General features: G+C 39.5%; 21 protein-coding genes. 2 read left to right on the top strand and 19 right to left on the bottom strand.

What is annotated here, in order from left to right:
- Positions 1 to 75 precede the first annotated feature (75 nt).
- On the bottom strand, positions 76 to 1,854 hold the full coding sequence (locus tag NST85_RS11485) for an ABC transporter ATP-binding protein (protein WP_341189369.1): 1,779 nt from the start codon (positions 1,852 to 1,854) through the stop codon (positions 76 to 78).
- Positions 1,855 to 2,029: 175 nt separating this feature from the next.
- On the opposite strand from NST85_RS11485, the gene NST85_RS11480 reads away from it, so the two are divergent.
- The gene (locus tag NST85_RS11480) at positions 2,030 to 2,923 is read left to right on the top strand and encodes a helix-turn-helix domain-containing protein (protein WP_341189368.1); all 894 of its coding nucleotides are present in this window, start codon (positions 2,030 to 2,032) and stop codon (positions 2,921 to 2,923) included.
- Positions 2,924 to 2,959: 36 nt separating this feature from the next.
- On the opposite strand, the gene NST85_RS11475 is transcribed toward NST85_RS11480, so the two are convergent.
- The 12 genes from NST85_RS11475 to NST85_RS11420 all read right to left on the bottom strand — a co-directional run bounded on the left by NST85_RS11475 (position 2,960) and on the right by NST85_RS11420 (position 11,824).
- Entirely contained in the window at positions 2,960 to 3,499 is a 540-nt protein-coding gene (locus NST85_RS11475; RefSeq protein ID WP_341189367.1) for a GNAT family N-acetyltransferase, read from the bottom strand.
- Positions 3,500 to 3,622: 123 nt separating this feature from the next.
- Entirely contained in the window at positions 3,623 to 4,039 is a 417-nt protein-coding gene (locus NST85_RS11470) for a YjdF family protein (RefSeq protein WP_341189366.1), read from the bottom strand.
- Between the two features lie 135 nt (positions 4,040 to 4,174).
- Positions 4,175 to 4,708, bottom strand: coding sequence for a DUF4269 domain-containing protein (locus tag NST85_RS11465; protein WP_341189365.1), 534 nt, complete (start codon positions 4,706 to 4,708; stop codon positions 4,175 to 4,177).
- A gap of 30 nt (positions 4,709 to 4,738) precedes the next feature.
- Positions 4,739 to 5,578: a hypothetical protein gene (locus tag NST85_RS11460; RefSeq protein ID WP_341189364.1), complete on the bottom strand. Its 840-nt coding sequence runs from the start codon at positions 5,576 to 5,578 to the stop codon at positions 4,739 to 4,741.
- Positions 5,579 to 5,596: 18 nt separating this feature from the next.
- Positions 5,597 to 6,244, bottom strand: coding sequence for an HAD family hydrolase (locus tag NST85_RS11455; RefSeq protein ID WP_341189363.1), 648 nt, complete (start codon positions 6,242 to 6,244; stop codon positions 5,597 to 5,599).
- Between the two features lie 51 nt (positions 6,245 to 6,295).
- Complete coding sequence (locus tag NST85_RS11450; protein ID WP_341189362.1) at positions 6,296 to 6,973, bottom strand: HAD family hydrolase; 678 nt, start codon at positions 6,971 to 6,973, stop codon at positions 6,296 to 6,298.
- An 88-nt stretch (positions 6,974 to 7,061) separates the two neighbouring features.
- Entirely contained in the window at positions 7,062 to 7,700 is a 639-nt protein-coding gene (locus NST85_RS11445) for a GGDEF domain-containing protein (RefSeq protein WP_341189361.1), read from the bottom strand.
- Positions 7,701 to 7,934: 234 nt separating this feature from the next.
- A complete protein-coding gene (locus tag NST85_RS11440; protein ID WP_341189360.1) occupies positions 7,935 to 8,954 on the bottom strand; it encodes an ABC transporter permease in 1,020 nt (339 codons plus the stop codon).
- Complete coding sequence (locus NST85_RS11435) at positions 8,954 to 9,694, bottom strand: ABC transporter permease (protein WP_127191880.1); 741 nt, start codon at positions 9,692 to 9,694, stop codon at positions 8,954 to 8,956. The genes NST85_RS11440 and NST85_RS11435 overlap by 1 nt, the downstream gene beginning before the upstream one ends.
- Before the next feature lie 4 nt (positions 9,695 to 9,698).
- Positions 9,699 to 10,457, bottom strand: coding sequence for an ABC transporter ATP-binding protein (locus tag NST85_RS11430; RefSeq protein WP_341189359.1), 759 nt, complete (start codon positions 10,455 to 10,457; stop codon positions 9,699 to 9,701).
- A 90-nt stretch (positions 10,458 to 10,547) separates the two neighbouring features.
- Positions 10,548 to 11,264: a PadR family transcriptional regulator gene (locus NST85_RS11425; protein ID WP_341189358.1), complete on the bottom strand. Its 717-nt coding sequence runs from the start codon at positions 11,262 to 11,264 to the stop codon at positions 10,548 to 10,550.
- An 83-nt stretch (positions 11,265 to 11,347) separates the two neighbouring features.
- Positions 11,348 to 11,824 (bottom strand): DUF2798 domain-containing protein, encoded by a 477-nt coding sequence (locus NST85_RS11420; protein ID WP_341189357.1) that lies wholly within the window; start codon positions 11,822 to 11,824, stop codon positions 11,348 to 11,350.
- 137 nt (positions 11,825 to 11,961) lie between these two features.
- On the opposite strand from NST85_RS11420, the gene NST85_RS11415 reads away from it, so the two are divergent.
- A complete protein-coding gene (locus NST85_RS11415; RefSeq protein WP_341189356.1) occupies positions 11,962 to 12,378 on the top strand; it encodes a MarR family winged helix-turn-helix transcriptional regulator in 417 nt (138 codons plus the stop codon).
- A 116-nt stretch (positions 12,379 to 12,494) separates the two neighbouring features.
- Here the strand turns inward: NST85_RS11415 and NST85_RS11410 are convergent, their stop codons facing one another.
- From NST85_RS11410 to NST85_RS11385, 6 genes are all read right to left on the bottom strand, one after another.
- The gene (locus NST85_RS11410) at positions 12,495 to 13,184 is read right to left on the bottom strand and encodes an LrgB family protein (RefSeq protein WP_341189355.1); all 690 of its coding nucleotides are present in this window, start codon (positions 13,182 to 13,184) and stop codon (positions 12,495 to 12,497) included.
- Positions 13,184 to 13,570 carry a CidA/LrgA family protein gene (locus NST85_RS11405; RefSeq protein ID WP_341189354.1) on the bottom strand — a complete coding sequence of 129 codons (387 nt, stop codon included), beginning with the start codon at positions 13,568 to 13,570 and terminating at the stop codon, positions 13,184 to 13,186. Before NST85_RS11405 ends, NST85_RS11410 begins: the two co-directional genes overlap by 1 nt.
- A 197-nt stretch (positions 13,571 to 13,767) precedes the next feature.
- Positions 13,768 to 14,652: an ABC transporter permease gene (locus tag NST85_RS11400; RefSeq protein WP_127191887.1), complete on the bottom strand. Its 885-nt coding sequence runs from the start codon at positions 14,650 to 14,652 to the stop codon at positions 13,768 to 13,770.
- A 29-nt stretch (positions 14,653 to 14,681) separates the two neighbouring features.
- Positions 14,682 to 15,452, bottom strand: a complete 771-nt coding sequence (locus tag NST85_RS11395; RefSeq protein WP_127191888.1) for an ABC transporter ATP-binding protein — start codon at positions 15,450 to 15,452, stop codon at positions 14,682 to 14,684.
- 74 nt (positions 15,453 to 15,526) lie between these two features.
- Positions 15,527 to 16,531: an aliphatic sulfonate ABC transporter substrate-binding protein gene (locus NST85_RS11390; protein WP_341189353.1), complete on the bottom strand. Its 1,005-nt coding sequence runs from the start codon at positions 16,529 to 16,531 to the stop codon at positions 15,527 to 15,529.
- A gap of 40 nt (positions 16,532 to 16,571) precedes the next feature.
- Positions 16,572 to 17,501 (bottom strand): TauD/TfdA dioxygenase family protein, encoded by a 930-nt coding sequence (locus tag NST85_RS11385; protein WP_341189352.1) that lies wholly within the window; start codon positions 17,499 to 17,501, stop codon positions 16,572 to 16,574.
- Between the last annotated feature and the right edge of the window lie 24 nt (positions 17,502 to 17,525).

The following is a 17,525-nucleotide window of genomic DNA, read 5'->3' as shown; positions in this document are numbered from 1 at the left end:
GACGTTTCCATACTTTGGAATGTTGCCGAAAAATAATAAAAACCCGCAAAAAATGCGGGTCCATTGAACAGAATATCATAAATTTTTGAGTTTATAGAATTCACCTTTTTGTTTGAGAAGTTCTTCATAAGTTCCACTCTCAACAATGCGCCCCTTCTTCATCACGACGATCTTATCGGCATTTTTCACCGTAGATAAGCGGTGAGCCACGATAAATGTAGTTCTTCCCTTCATCAATTGCTCCATGGCCTGCTGCACATGACGTTCAGATAAATTATCCAAAGCCGAAGTTGCTTCATCCAAAATGATAATTTGTGGATCTCGGACTAAAGCGCGTGCAATCGCAATACGTTGACGTTGTCCACCTGACAAACGTCCCCCATGCTCGCCGACAGATGTCTCAAGTCCGTCCGGAAGATTCTCGATTACGTCCTGCAAGTTCGCCATCCAGATCGCTTGCTGAACCTTCTCTTCTGAAATATGCGGTAACCCATAAGTAATATTCTCACGGATGGTTCCAGAGAACAGGATGTTATCCTGCAGTACAATCGCGAGGGATTGTCGGTATTTTGCCATGCTCAGTTCACTCATAGAAATACCATCTATCCAAATTTTACCACCTTGCGGCTTATAGAAACCAATAATCAGGCTCAAAATAGTTGATTTCCCTGAACCTGACTCCCCGACAAATGCAACCGTCTCTCCCGGTTTCACTTTCAAGGTGAAATCATCAAGTACGTGTCTGTCTGAATCTTTATATTGAAAACTTACGTTCTCAAATTTGAATTCACCACGAACAGATTCAGGTTTCTGACGACCTTTGTACTCTTCGGTCTCATCGGACATAAGCACTTCGGTCACGGAGTGCAGTGATTCGAAACCTTTCACCAAATTCGGGTAAACATTTAGAATAGATGTAACTGATCCAATAATCATGTTAAAGAAGCTTTGGTACATAACAATGTCACCAATTTGCATATAGCCAAGGTGAGCCAGGTAAGCACTGAAGAACAAACACCCTACCTGGAACAACTGAAATACAACCCAGCTCGATGAGCCGAAATAGGCTTCGAGTACATCCAAACGATGCCCGCGCTCCCGAATCCCTTCCAGGGCAGCATCAACTTTGCGGATTTCCACATCTTCCAAACCGTGTGCGCGCGTAACCGGAATCATCTCTACCGTCTCGGAGACTTTGCCGGACATTTCCTCTATATTTTTCCGAACATCGTGGTTGCGTTTTGACATTTGAGCACTGAAGAAACGTACCAAAAAAATGGATGCTGGCGCCATTAACACAAAGAATAAAGCAACGATCCAGCTATGATACAAGGTTAAGCCAATTACAATAATAAGATTGATTCCGGCTGGAATGATTGTCATCAACATCTGTCGAGAAAGGAAGTCGATGGCCTCGACATCTCGAAGCACTTTGGACTGCAATCGCCCAGCATTCATATCTCCATGATAACTTAACGACAACTGTTGCATTTTCCTAACTAAGGTACTCCGTAACCCCGCCTCAACATGCCGAACTGCTTTACTGACATAACTAACATGAAGTGTATGTGTTGGTATGTTCTGAACAATCACTACAATAGCAACCACCAGATTAATCCAAAATTCATTCATAGAATGCTTATCAGGATAGCTGATGATGTTAATAATATTGGCTGTTATGATTGAAAGCACCCACATTGGTGAAGCTTTAACCGTATAATATAGGGCTGATAATGCGACTTTTCCGAAATGATCACGGAATAATTTGGTTAGTAAACTAAATGGCTTCATTTTAGCCGACTGCTCGTTCTCAAATACTTTGGAATAATCTAATGAAATCTCGGTCTTACTCATGTAATCCACCCACCTATAGCTTATAATAAAATAGTATGTCTATGAGCTTAGCCGCTTTCGACCAGCAATAACACCAGAGTTAAGTATAGAACTCCTAGTTCTCTTTCTCTATAACATATTCGGTCTGTATTGCTCATAATCATTAACCAAATCGGACATCAAGGAGCTTTCATCTATGAATACAATCTATCCCGATATTATGTTTCCTCATATTCGTTCTGAAATTTGTTTGTTTGCTCCGCATACTCGAACGGTCGACAAAGGCTGGATCTGCGGACGACATGTCCATCATATGATGTTCGAAGTTTTACTGGTGCTGGATGGCGTTCAAACTGCCATACTTGGAGCCTCTGAATATGAACAACAAGCAGGCGACTTAATTATCGTCTCTCCAATGCAGCCTCACGATTTCCAAGTTCGTCAAGCAGAAAAGGTCTCCTTCTTCACCCTTCATATTCATATCGAAGAACCTGGGCTCCTGCATTTAATCGGGGCGGAGAATCAAGGGTTCTATCCAACGGATCATCCATTAAATAAAACACTGGTTCCATATATTAGAAACTTGATGGATACGTTATTCGAACGCCCTGATTCAAAAATGTCCTTGCTACGGGGTTTGTACACCATTCTGGACGAATTGCAAAACTATATGATCTCTGGAAGTAATAGATTTCACCCTGCTTATCATTCCGAACTATCTTCCCGGATTGCTCGAGAGATACAAAGTTTAGTCCTTAGATCCGATGATGCGATCACTTTAACAGAGGATAATTTAACAGGTGATTGGCTGGAGGGAATTGCACGGAAACTAGGAATAAGCCGGCGACACTGTCACCGGCTATTCCGAGAATCCTACGGCATACCGCCGCAGAAGTATTTAATGATGTTGAAACAGCAAGAAGCGATGCATATGCTCGTAACGAGCAACGATTCAATTGAGCGCATTGCTCACCGTATCGGTTACGAGAACGTACAAAGCTTCAGTCGCCAATTTACTTCGTGGGCTGGCTGTACACCGGGGGTGTTTCGGAAGAATAACTCCTCGGAATCCTTCGAATTCAAGAATTAGATCTATATGGAGGCGAGTTATGGAGTGAGTTTCAAGTTACTTGCGATATTCGTCAGCTAGAATACTCATCATAATGACATCGACATACTTACCATTTCTAAACAACTTTTGCCGTTGTCGACCTTCTTCCTTGAAGCCACAACTGAGATAACAGTTTTTGGCTCGCTCATTGAAATCATATACTTCCAATTCAAGTCGGTTCAGGTTCAAAGTTTCAAACACAAATGACTTCATTAAGTTAATAGCTTCTCCGCCATAGCCTTGTCCCAGCAAATCTTTACGGCCAATTACGATGCCGAGAACTGCTGATCGATTTATCCAATTTAGCTTATGTAGATCAATCTGCCCAATATAGTTTAAATTTTCTTTCTCAGAAATAATAAATCCTTTACTTTGCGTCTGACCTTCAATCATCATTCGTAAAAAGGACTCCGTACTATGAAGAGTCTGAGGAAATGTGAAAATATCGCTCAAATTGTCGACGATGTCCGGGTCGTTAACCCATTGACGTATGGATTCCAAATCTTCGATCCGATATTCCCTAAGCGTAATCCGATTTCCCGTAATGTGTGCCATAAGCTGACCCTCTTTCTTCCATTTATAATATTTCGGATATTATATCCTATAGTAACTACTAAACATAGAGACATATATCATTCATTCAAAAAAAGCAAAAATCGGGATAACCCCGATTTTTGCTTATCTACCACGATGTTTCTCTTTCGCCTTTTGCACTTTTAATTTCCGTTTGAAATCATCCACACGCTCTCGCTCTTCCTTGCTCTTCACTTGTCTTTCTTTCTTCCGTTGTTCATATTCTTGTCTAAGAGCTTCCTGAGCAAATGAGGATACCCCCCGTGCGCTTATCTCCCGAGCCGCTAATCGTGCCAGTCGCTTCGGGCTTATTCGTCCGGTTGAGTTCATAACATCCTCTACTCCTACAGCTTGCGTTATCCCGTTAATCACTGACAATAAACGAAAATTCACAAACTCCAGAATTTCAGGATCCTTAGGCTCAGCTCCAAAAATATGCCGATAAGCCTTAAGTTTCCCTTCCACCGTAACCTCTACTACCCCAACCCAGTACTGACCTTCAAAATAAACAGTTAACTTCAAGTGAATCCCCCTCTACAACCGATCAGAACAATGGACATCCCGAGGGGGGAAGGTTACTGACATGGACTACTCCATGCTTCTGGACTACCGACCAGAATGTGTTTTTGTGTTCTGCTAATCATTATAAATTAACAACTACTTCCAATCAACATATTCTAATAGCGCTTGATAAGGATTGCCTTCCAAACCAAGAATCTGAGCAAAAGCGGGCTCCGTTTTCACTCCACTTTGTTTCAGCGTTCTCACTCTGTCCTTAAATTGCTTCCCATGTACCTCCAATATTTTATGCTCAATGATCATATGTCGGTAACCATTCTGCTCCTGCGTGGGAATGTCTTGACCAAAGAGTTCAATCGGCCAGTGCCCACACTGAAAATTAACTTTGATTCGTTGTACAGCATCTACATAACGGCGAATACAAGTATAACCCTCGTACGCACCAAACTTTATTTCAACATATCGCTCAAAAGAATCAAAGTCACTGACTTCACAGATAATATCCAAATCACTGCCCTCGACGTTGATATCTAGCGGAATCGTCCCCACGAGAATCGGCGAATAACCCTCTAGCTGTTCCATGATTCGTTCTTGTTTAAGTAGCTGATATACTTCCTTTTGATTCGGAGTACCCACAGCTAAATATTCAATATTCATGTAATTGATGTTCAAATCCCCCCATCGGAGCAACTACTCTATATTTCACACCATCTCATTTAAAATAGTTCTAAGCTCTTGTTTGCTTCTATTGCTATCTAATTGCGAATTGTCCAATAAAGTTTTGTTCATTTTGAGCAAGCTCAATATATGTAGTTCGAGTTTCTTTCTTTGCCGAAGTACCTCAATCGTTCCCTCTATTCCACTTAACCCTTCATTTTTACCGAACCCTTGATTCGTATAATAATCAATAAATCCGTCTGACCACTCCTGAGGTCTCTCCCCGACTGCTTTCTCGAAAGAGGCCTTTACATCACTTTGATTCATATAGATTATTAATGGTTTTAAATCTTTGATCGCTGTTTCTAACTGTAATATGTAATTGAAAATATCCCATTGATGTGTATCATACTTCACTAACCCTATGGTCATTGGATTCTGAATGAAGCAACACTCGAAGATATACGTGACGGACCCCTGAAATGCTTCTTCGGCAAATCGAGCCCACTTATCTGTAATTAGTTGCACATGTTCCGCAAATGGTAGTTCATAAATATCCTTTTGAAAGATCTTATTCATTAGTTCATCTGGAAAATCAGCCCCCTCCTCCTGCAGTTTGCGATAAGGGATCAGATAGTGTTGTCCTTGTCTAAGTGTTCTATCTTCTAAAATGTCTTTATAGCTCGGAAATTCTGATAGCAAATTCATAAATCCATCCTGTTTAAAACATGCCACTCCATCGTAATCCGCGGGATGATCCAGGTTTCCTTCAGTAAATAATCTTGCATCAATTCCTTTCTCCATCAATAACTCCTGTACCCACTTGGCATGGGTAGATTTGCCCGAACCTGGTAATCCCTCTATCATCACTAATTTGCTATTCATAGTTATAGAACGTCCTTTCTAATCCATAAAAGGTTCAAGTATAATCTCACCGATGTCCTCTACAATAAAATCAGCTTGGGATAGATCCTGATTACCCGAGTTTGGATTAACGTATCCAATACATCTCATCCCGGCCGCTTTAGCTGCGGTAATCCCATTTCGTGAATCCTCTAATACCATACAATGCTTCACATCTACACCTAGCTGCCGTGCTGCTTCAATATACACATCTGGTGCGGGCTTCCCTTTGTCAACTTCTTCACCACTAACCACACAATCAAAATCATTCTCCATTCCAAACTTGGACAATACTTCTTCAATGAAAATCCTTGGAGATGAAGAGGCGATGGCTACCGGAATATCAAACTCTTTCAAATTGATTAGCAGCTCTTTGATCCCATCAATAGGTTCAATTGCCAACCCTCGCAGCGTGCTGATCTTCTTAGCTAATTGATATTCAATAATCTCCTCTACCGTTTGATTCAGATTAAATTCCTGTCTAATGGATTTCCACATTGCGGGATTCGTCATACCTACGTAAATTTCCAATTCTGCCTCCGTAATATCATGTCCCAAATACTTCATCGTCTGGATATCCACATCAAAGTGTATTGGTTCACTATCAATAATTACGCCGTCCATATCAAAAATAAAGGCTTGTAACATTTCAATCACTCCTTATTATTTGATTCAACAATATTTATTCATACACTCCAACTATACTACAATTTGGAATAGTTCATCTAATGACTTAATAATATAATCAGGCTTAATATCTTGGTTCCATGGCTGCTGATCTCGGTTAATCCAACAAGCAGTTATTCCTGCTCGCTTGGCTCCTAACACATCCGAAGCGGTATCACCGATATGAATTACTTTTCTCGGGTCGACACCATAATGTTGAATGACTTCCTTAAACATTTTGTTCTCATGATCATTCTTATAAGACTGATATTGTTCAGAGGCAAATAAATGAATCGGATAATTCTTATAAAAATCAGGTAACATGACAATATCCGTATCACTTACAATGCAAACTTGAAACTCCTTAATTAAACGCTCCAGGACATCCTCTGTCTCCTCATATAATGCTGACAATCTGTGCTCCTGAAATAATATATCCACGGCAGCAAGGCTATCATACGAAATATTATGATTCATAAATATCCTCTCAAAACTGCTTCTATATATATCACACGTTAGAACGAATTGATTGGACTTCCTTGCCTGGGTAGATACAGAATAATAATGACTCAACAACGCTCTACCATGTTCACACGCAATTTCATATGTATATGACTCTTGTAAAATCCTCTTCCAAATCTGTTCCTTACGACTTTCTACATTCACCAAGGTTTGGAACATATCCAAGCTAATCACTTCAAACGATCCCATTCTTACTCCCCCCATAATCTTTATTTCTATATAACATAAACAAAGGAGTCCCGATATTAACGTCGGCACCCCTTGTAATGTTCTTTCATTATGAATTAGCTGATTTTTTTAACACAGTTATAAGTTCAGTCGCCTTGTAATAGCTATGCTTGTCCTCATTAAATACAGAATAGCGACCTTTGCCAAGGCGTTTGGCTTGATACATAGCCATATCCGCTTCTTTGAATAATTCGGAACGCTTTACCTTGCTCGCCCGATTGAAACTAATGCCAATACTTCCTGATATAATTACCTTCTGTCCTTGAATGACAAACGGATTACTTAATCTATCTAACACTCGTGCCGCCATGGATTCAGCATTGTCTAGAGTAACATTCGTCATGATGATAACGAATTCATCGCCACCCAATCGAAATACTTGCTTGTTATGTTGCGTTACTTCTTGTAAACACTGACCTACTTCTCTCAGCAGCAAATCACCAGCCTGATGGCCTAATGTATCGTTGATATCTTTAAAGTGATCTAAATCGAGGAATAGTACCGCAAGTGCTCTTTTGTCAGAACATTTCCCCCAGAAACGATCCATCGCATTACGGTTCAATACCCCAGTAACCCCGTCTCGATAGGCAAGTTTCTTAAGTAGGGTTCTCTCCATTAATAGCACTCGCAAAATAACTATGAAACTTAATAACATTACGATAGATACGATAGAAATAAAGAGAATCATCACCTTATCACCTGCCTATATTCATTATATAGAGTAATGCGCTAAATCTAGTTATTTATTTATATGCCGTAAATCTATGTAATAGACCAGTTGTAAGCGTTATATCCATGTTAACACACCAATATCTCATATCTATATATTGATTCGACAAGAGTTTATATAATCCCTTTTATAAAGGATAAAAAAGAGTAACTTTCCTCTACACCCATATACAGGAAGTGTATCCCAAGGTCATTATTTCCTAGCTCCTTTTTTATTACTTATAATCGCAATGATAGCGAAGATTAGAATAAATAAGGTTAATATCAATATATATTTAGGAGTCGCAAACCATAAATGTCCTTTTTCCATATAAGTTGTTGCTTCTATTACCCATCTTGTTGGACTAATTGCACTGATGTACGTTAACAGGGTTGGCATTCTATCAACAGCTACAAATGTTCCTCCAATAAGGGATAACACTAGCGCTATACAAGATGAGAACAAATTAGCATACATTTCTTTCTTAAATAATGAAGCGATGCATGTGCCAAAGGCAGTTGCTAAAGCTGATACCCATATTCCCATCAATAGTAGATTGTAATAATGAATACCTATATCTACCCGAAAGAGAGAAATCATAAGTATGGCAATCACAAATTGAATATAAGAAATTGTAAAATTATAAAGAATATTTCCTACTATATAGGTGACTACCTTTTGCGGAGAATACAAAAATCTTGTAAATGTTCCAGTGTTCTTATCTTTGATCATGATTGAAGCCGTTACTGTGGATGTAAGCATTAGCACCATGACGATAAAGGCCATTGTTCGTTGAGGAATACCTAAGGAAGTTTCTTGTAGACTGTTGATATCGATGATGGACACTGGATCAGCCATATAACGATTGATCAATTGTTCCAGTTCTTTTGTTACGGATTCATTTTTACTCGATAAAAGTGTGAAATGGCCTTCTTCTCCTGAAAAGTCCACTACCGCAGTAAATTTACCCGTTATCAGATCTGTTTGAAGTGTACTGCTGCTGGCGAAACCCACTTGTATTCCCTTTGTGTCCTTCAATGATTGAACGACTTTCTGAGATACATCCGATTGTTCCGAATTTAGTAATCCAATATTGAAAGAAGGTTGACTGAAATAATTAGCACATATACCAAGAATAATAACCACTATTGGAATGAAAGCTGTGATTAGAAATGTGACTTTATTGCTCAAACCTCTTTTGAAATTATTAGTAAATACGATACATGTGCTCATTATTTGAAAGCCTCCTTTTTAAAGAACAGAATCGTTAAGCCGGTAAAAATAACACCTATTAGAACAAAAATAATCGTTACTGTCCATAGGATCTGCGCATTATTATCATAGATACTCGATACGATTCCACGGTTCACCCAAGTTAAAGGGGAGGTGTTTATAATACCTGCGAAGATTGGATTTAACGAACCGATAGGGAAGAAAGCACCTCCTAGAAAGCCAAATATGCAGAGTGGCAAATTTAGAAAATTGCGAACCGCATTCAAGTTTTTAAAGGCCAATCCTAGATAAACACCTATCCCTGAAACCATGAATGTCTCAGCAGTTAGCAAAATTATGATGTTAAAAAAATTACCTTTAAAGTCCATTTGAAATAATAGTTTGGCAGCTCCCAAAGTGACCACGTTACATAAAGACAATACAATCGCACAAGAAAATAATTTCGATAAAATCAATTCGACTTTGGTAATAGGTGCTGTTAGAAATCGAAGAGATGTATTAGCCATCTTTTCATCTTGAGTAGCATAGGAAACGGTGCTAACAGCCATTAGACTGCAAAACGGAACCGTAACAATGGCATAATAGTGATAAGAGGACAGCACATTGCCGTAAGATTTCGAAGATAGATAGCCTAGCAGCAATATAACAATCATCGGAAATACAATGCTATAAAATAGGACAAAAAAATCTTTGCTTCTTCTTTTCAAACCTAGACTCAGTAATGGAAGAAAGTGATCCATCTGGTTATACCTCCATATCTCTAAGATCTGTGCCTGTAAGATGCAAGAAAATTTCTTCAAGGCTATGGAGCCCTTGAGCAGCATACTTGCTCTTGTAAACTTGCTTATCCAAATCCTCTACAATAACCCCTTTATCCATAAGCACAATTCGGTTACACAAAGTCTCAACTTCCTCCATGTAATGAGAGGTATAGATTATAGTTGTTCCTTCTTTATTAAGTCTTAACACTGCCTCCATAATGTTGTTTCTAGATTGTGGGTCAATTCCTACAGTAGGTTCATCCATTATTAAAAGCTTAGGGCTATGTGCTATGGCGCAAGCAATATTTAACCTTCTCTTCATCCCCCCGGAGAATTTAGCCGGAAGCTCCTTTCGTCGATCCCACAATCCAACAAATTCTAAAGCCTCTTTAACCTTTTCCTTTAATTGATTGCCCTTAATGTTATATAAGGAACAAAAGAACTTAACATTGTCATAAGCATTCAAATCCTCATAAATAGCGAGGTCCTGAGGAACAATTCCTAAAGCTTTTTTATAGTCCTTTTCATGTCTGCGAATGTCCCTACCTAGATACATAACATTACCTTGATCAAATTCAACAATAGTCGATATCAAGTTAATTGATGTACTTTTCCCTGCTCCATTTGGACCAATAAAGCCAATAATATCGCCCTCATTAATTTCGAATGAAATCCCGTCCACAACGGCCTTCCCTTCGTATTGTTTATGTAAGTTCTTCACTTCAAGCACTGCATTACTCATTATTACCCCTCCTATATAATTAATCTTGTATATCCAATGTTGGATATTGTGGTTTAAATAAACACGAGCTTGCGACTCGTGTGATTTAAGTTATTTTTTCTTAAGTTCTTCAATTAATTTATCTAAATTCTCAGCAGCGCTTGCAGGATTATTGATAATCTCATTTCTTAACTCCTGAATATAGACTGTTTCATTTAGCTCAGTTGTAGAAGAATACTTATCATCAATATTGGAAAAATCAATAGACTTGATTAAGTTTTGCATTTCGATACCCACTTCAATATATGAGTCTGTATTATTCAATATTTCCTCATGCCAGAGGATTTGATAATTCAAACTATCGATCGTCATGTCGAAACTAATTTTATCTGCTAATAAGCTTTTATCACTTATTTTAGCTTGCTTCCATTTTTCCCAAAAAGCTTTTTTCTCTTGCAATTCAGTAATATGACTTCTTAAGGCGTGTTGCAACACATCTTTGGGTAGTTCATTCAACATACTCCCAATTAAAAATTTATCTGCATCTGCTGATACGATGGGTTTGGATAATTCTTGCTTCAATTCATGGACTAATTCTTTCTGCCCAGTCTCGGTTATCTCATAAATCTTTCGCACCCGTGAACCGGTTCTCTCTTCTCGCAAAGTTTGAATGCATGCTTCTTTTTCTAATTTTGCCAAGGCATAATAAATGGAGCCAGACTGAATCTTGGTCCACGTATCTGCACCTGAAACTTGGATAAATTTCTGAATTTCATATCCATGGGTCGGTTTGATACTTAAATAATATAAAATCAGAGCACGAATCACCTAACTAACTCCTTCCATATACCTTATATTGGATATACTATATCCAACGTTGGATATTGTCAAGGTGTTCAGGCTACTTCCATCTATAATGATGGAGTGCTTTCTACTTTTGCTGAATAAATCGTTGAAAATAGCCATCTTGATACGGGTCCCACAATGATCAATTGTAATGGTAAGGCAAATATAAAGTTCCTACCTATGTTTGTAAGATACGTCCTAGGTAACTCGGGTGAAAGACCCCCATGAATGAGTGCTCCGTATAACGACATACAAAGAACCATACCTGAGACCATAAATAATGAAGTTAATAAGATTCTTTTAAATAATGGATCGTTGTCTTTCAGCATTCTATGGACAATTCCTTTAGCTATCTTGCCAACTATAAATATCTCTACTATTAATGCAACAATAAAGGTTGGAATATAGCCAATCAACACATCCTTTATTACTTCGTTCGTGAATCCCTTGATCAAAATCACATTATATCCACTCATTCCCAATACCATTAAAGCGCACATCATTAATGTGAATACAAATGCTTCTTTTTTATTCTTGCCCAAAATTAAAAACCCCTTTGTGTAATGTTTTTTGTCAACTTGGTTTACATTATCACAAAAAGAGTTTTATCGTCAACTAAGTTGACAATAAAAAATCTGTAATTTATACTATCAGAAAATACGTACTGGAGACATTTACAATGAAGAACTATATACAACACCTGGACCTAATAGATTTACTTAGTGAAAAGCATTCCTATTTACGGAAAAAGATAAGTGAAAAAAGCGTGGATGAAATTAATAAAACTGAATCACATATATTGGCTATGTTAGAAGTGTATGAACGACTTTCCATCTCTGAGCTTAGCAGAATAATTGGGATATCCAGACAAGGTACACATAAAAATGTGCAGGGTTTATTGGTTAATGAATATGTTGAGGGGGTAGTTGTAGATGGGAATCTCCGTGATAAACATATTGTCCTCACAGAAAAAGGTATACGATGTTGTGAAAGATTGCGGGTAGTGAGGCAACAACTTGTGCAACAAATAGAAGATAAAATCGGTAAAGAACAAGTCGAATCACTTAAAAATATTTTAAAACAAGAATGGCTCTAATCATGTCTTTGGGTAGCCCCGAGTTTCATATATGCTCTAGGGAAAATGGAGAAATAGCATGTCGAACTAAATAAATATAAGTTCTCATACGCTTTCTCCCTCCTCCTTCAATATTCCTACAATGAATAGATCATCCACGCAACCAGTGGACCAACAATCGAGCCAACAATCGCACATACGGTCATTGCCACTGAGCTCATCGATACGGACTGTTCACCGTATTCTAGCGCTTTTGCAGTACCTAGAGCATGAGAAGCAGCCCCCAAACCGATCCCGATTCCCACTGTACTTTTTATTCTAAACCAATTAATAATGTAAGGTCCTCCAATTGCACCCGTGAATCCGGCAATCATGACAAATACTGAAGTTAAGGAAGAATCGCCGCCCAGATTACTAGAGATCTGTATGGCTACAGGTGTCGTAATCGATTTAGGTAACATGGAGAGAACATACATTTTCGAAAATCCAGCTGCCGCCGCCAACAACATCCCGCTTAACATCCCTACGAGTAGACCCGTAATCGTTCCTCCCAAGATGGCAGGAAGATTGTGACGCAGTACATGGCGTTGCTTATATAGAGGGTACGCTAAAGATACTACAGCAGGGCCTAATAATTTATTAATCCATTGACCACCGATCATGTATGTATCATATGGAATCTCAAAACATAATAGCAGTACTACAACAGCAACGGTTGCCGTTAGGGCAGGCAAAAGTATAGGAATGTGAAATCTTCTGTAAATCCTAGACATCACCAAATATATAGTTACATTAAGTAGAACAATTCCAGCTGCAATAAAAAACATTATGATTCGTTCCCCTTTTCTCTCTTACTCTTCTTACTCAACATGGCAATCCAGTGACTGGAATGCGCTGCTGCTACCATGGTTAAGACGCTACTCACAATAATAATAACGATCAACAGTAGCCCTCTTCCGCTAAAAATGTCCATATGATTCACAATCCCAGCTGTTGCTGGAATAAAAAATAACGGAAGGTAAGCAATCACCGTAGTCGATCCGTCCTCAATCCATTTTACAGGTACGATCTTACATAGTAATAATACAAAAAGTATTAATAGGCCCACAATACTGCCTGGAATCGGGAGATGAAGAAGCTGTTGTAGATAATCACCTAAGAGGTAAAATAAATACAACAACACAACTTGGGCGATGATGCGCATAATTCTCATGACGTAAAATCCCTTCATTAGTGAAATAGTGTCTATTGGTAAAAATACTGACTCTATTAGAGTAACAGAGTTTTCATGAAACTTTCAATCTATAAACTCATAAAGGCCGTAAACTCTCAACTAGAATTGAGATTTACGGCCTTTATCATCTTAATATCTATTCAATTACGATATAGCAGTTACGCTAATTTCCACTTCTACCCCTTATAACTATCTTGCCATTTGAGGAGTTTCCGCTCTAATAAACGAACGAAAGAATCTGTCAGTTTGCCGACAGCCGCGAATAGAATGATACCAACGAACACTACCTCCGTCTGCATGAACGAACGTGCATCTTGGATCATATAGCCGACCCCTTTGTCAGCTCCCATTAGCTCCGCAACGACTAGTACAAGCCAAGCAACACTTACTGACAAGCGCAAGCCGAGTAACACGTTAGGCATGGCGGCTGGAAGAACAAGGCGAGTTATTTGGTGAATACGACTGAATTCCAGCACTTTAGACACATCAAACAGCTTCGAATCAACATTTCGAACACCTAGAAATGTGTTCACATATAACGGAAAAAAAGCTCCAAGCGCAATTAACAATACCTTAGACAATTCCCCAAAACCAAACCAGAGGATAAACAACGGAGTAATCGCAAGTAGCGGAACTGTCCGCAGCATTTGCACAGTGGGATCGAATACTTCCTCTGCTCGGTTGAACATCCCCACGATGAGACCTAACAATAACCCTAAGCTACCGCCAAGTAGGAAACCGAGTATAGCTCGTACGACGCTGATCTGTAAATGTTCATATAGAACACCAGTCACAATCAAATCATAAAATGATTTCACAATGGTAGTTGGAGCTGGAAACAAGGTCGCATCTACAATCTCGTTTGCGCTAGCATATTGCCACACTACCAAAGTTAGCACTGGCAGCACGCTACCTAAGACGAGTTTTCTCACCTTTGAACTACGATTCTTCTGGGTTATTCTTAAGGCGGGAGCACTGCTCTGGTTTTTTAGCGTCTTCAGAACGGGCTTACCAGACTTCTCTATCAAATTAGATGCCGTATCAGAAGGGGTTAAGGACATAATAAATCATCTACCTTTCTATGTTGAATTTATATTTCCCAGCTTTCCTTTTCCGGTTCTGTATGCTCTAATGTTCGCAGGACAACGGTACGTAGTTCCTGAAATGCAGTACTCGTACGTTTACGCGGTAAGGTCAAGTCATTTGTGATGATCGACTTAATCCGTCCCGGCCGAGAATCTAGTACAACAATGCGATGGGATAAGAAAACCGCTTCATCTATATCATGAGTGACGAATAGCATCGTCGTACGATTTTCTCGCCATATATCAAGAAGTGCTTCTTGCATATGACTCCGCGTGAAAGCATCTAAAGCGCCGAAAGGTTCATCAAGTAACAATACCTTTGGATTACGCAGTAATGCTCGGGCAATAGCTACCCGCTGGGCCATCCCACCGGATAACTGTTTCGGATATGTCTTCTCGAATCCTTGCAATTTAACAAGTGTAATCAAATCATCCACTTGACGGCGTACAGCCGGGTCACGCAGAGAAAGATTTCCAGCAATGTTACGTTCAACATTTAACCAAGGGAATAAACGATGCTCCTGAAAAATAAAACCCTTTTCACGGGAAGGACGAGTAATGGGTTCTCCTTCCAACAACACATCTCCTTCAATATCTATGTCTAAACCTGCGACAATTTTGAGCAATGTACTCTTACCGCAGCCACTCGGCCCAATAATAGATACAATCTCTCCTGTATTCACCGCTAGACCAATTTGATCCAAAGCTACTGTATCTCCTCCATCTGAATGGAAGGTTTTACTTACCTCTCTGATTTGCAGCAAAGCTGTAGACATTAGAATACCTCCTTGTGATATAAATGGCTAAAGAGGACAGGTGACTATCCTCTCTTTGCCGTGTATATCCTTTATTATTTAAGAACCTTGTTTATAAATGAGTTGTCGATAGAATCAGAATATTTGACTTTCTTTTTTAGAAATTTAGCATCGTACAAAAGATTTACCGTTTTCTGTTGGGCGTCAATTGCCTCCTTTGTAATCGGAGTCAGCGTATAGTTAAAGCTATTATTGAGTATTTTAATTATCTCAATTGGATACTTTTTCTTATCAGCTACTAATTGTGCCGCTTCCTCTAGATTGTCATCACGCCAAGCGATCGCTTCTTTGTACACCTCCAAGAAGGCCGTTACCAACTCTGGATGACTTTTGATAATTGAAGAACGGGCTATAAGTGCTGATGGTGCAGGAATGGTAGTATCCAATCCAGGTAACAACTTTGCTGTTTTTGCGCTAATTAGTTGGGTTACATATGGTTCCGGAGTTACCCAAGCGTCTACTTTTCCGCTAACGAAAGCTGGCAATCCGTCGGCTAACTGGAGATTAACAAGCTTTACATCACTTTCTTTTAACCCATTTTTGATCAGTGCTTTAAGTAAAAACACGTGAAACGTTGTACCTTTGGCCACAGCTATTGTTTTGCCTTTTAGATCCTTTACACTCTTAATTTTGCTATCTGTAGGAATAAGGATTTTGGAAATTCCCTTGCCATCGCTAATGAGTGCAATATTCTTAAACTTAAGTCCAGCGGCTTGCCCTTGCAGCGCAGCACCATCACCCAAGAAGGTAAAATCCACACGCTTAGCAGCAAACGCTTCGAGAATTGGAGGACCACTTGGGAATTCAGACCATGTAACCGTGGCATTGTACTTTTTGAATTCTGCTTCTAACCAACCCTTTTCCTTAATGATCGATAAGATGCTTCCTCCACCATTGTCCGCAACGTTAATCGTCAACTTATCTTTGTCTGCCTTGGTCGCCTGGGCAGGAGTAGCACTTCCAACAAATATCGTGCCCAGAAGTAAGAAGGATGCCAGAAGAGTAAATATAACTTTATTAAACACATTATTTTTTTTCATAAGTAGGAAGTCTCCTTTTATTTTTTATTAAGAATTAGGACTATGAAGCGGATTCTGTAGATTCGTCTGAAACTAGAGCCAATGGCAAATGGGTAACACTCCGTTTACCGTCGACACTAATTGGTACTTCTCCGGCCAGCGTTACGCGTCTCACAACACGATGTTGGTCGCCATAATCATTAACAGCTACGTGTTGTGTATTGCGATTATCCCAGATGACCACATCTCCAACAGCCCAATGCCAACGAACCGTATTCTCAAGTCGTGTAATATGTTCTTGAAAAATTTCGTACAGTCGCGTGGATTCTGTGGCGGAAACACCAGAAATTCGTTTGACAAAGCTGCCGAGCAACAGCGATTTTTCACCCGTTTCTGGATGAACGCGAACGAGTGGATGTTCAGTTTCATATACCGTAGATGCAAAAGTCTTCCCATACAGGCGCGCTGCCTCTCCCTTTAACTGAAAGGTTGCCGCGTAATCGTAAGCGTTGGTATGGATCGCCCACAGACTTTCCGCTAGAACTTTTAATTCTTGTGGAAGACTATCATAAGCAGCAGCAGTATTGGACCATACCGTATCACCACCAGTAGCAGGGATTACGATAGACCGCAGAATCGAAGCACTTGGATATGCATCAATAAACGTGACATCTGTGTGCCATGCATTTGCACGCCCGCCATGCTGAGAATCCAGTTCCAGAATACTTTGACTTCCTGGCTTTGTGGGGACCGTTGGGTGGCTGTAAAGTTCTCCCAACAATTTGGCGAAGGCTTCATGATCGGCATCATCCAGGTGTTCTTGACCACGGATAAACAAAACTTTGTGCTTAAGCAAGGCCTCCCGAATCGAATCTAGGGTAGGAGCATCCAGCTCACCAGATAATCTTACTCCCCTAACCTCTGCGCCCACACGCCCACCAATAGGTACAATCTCCAGTAATTCCACACTTTCATTTGGCTGAATGCTCATTTAAATTTCCCCCTCGTTTTGTTT

The sequence above is a fragment of the Paenibacillus sp. FSL K6-2524 genome, from assembly GCF_038005525.1.
In the GTDB taxonomy this organism is placed as follows: Bacteria; Bacillota; Bacilli; order Paenibacillales; family Paenibacillaceae; genus Fontibacillus; species Fontibacillus anaericanus.
Note: the sequence above shows the minus strand (reverse complement) of the source record. Positions and strands in the feature narration are given on the sequence as shown.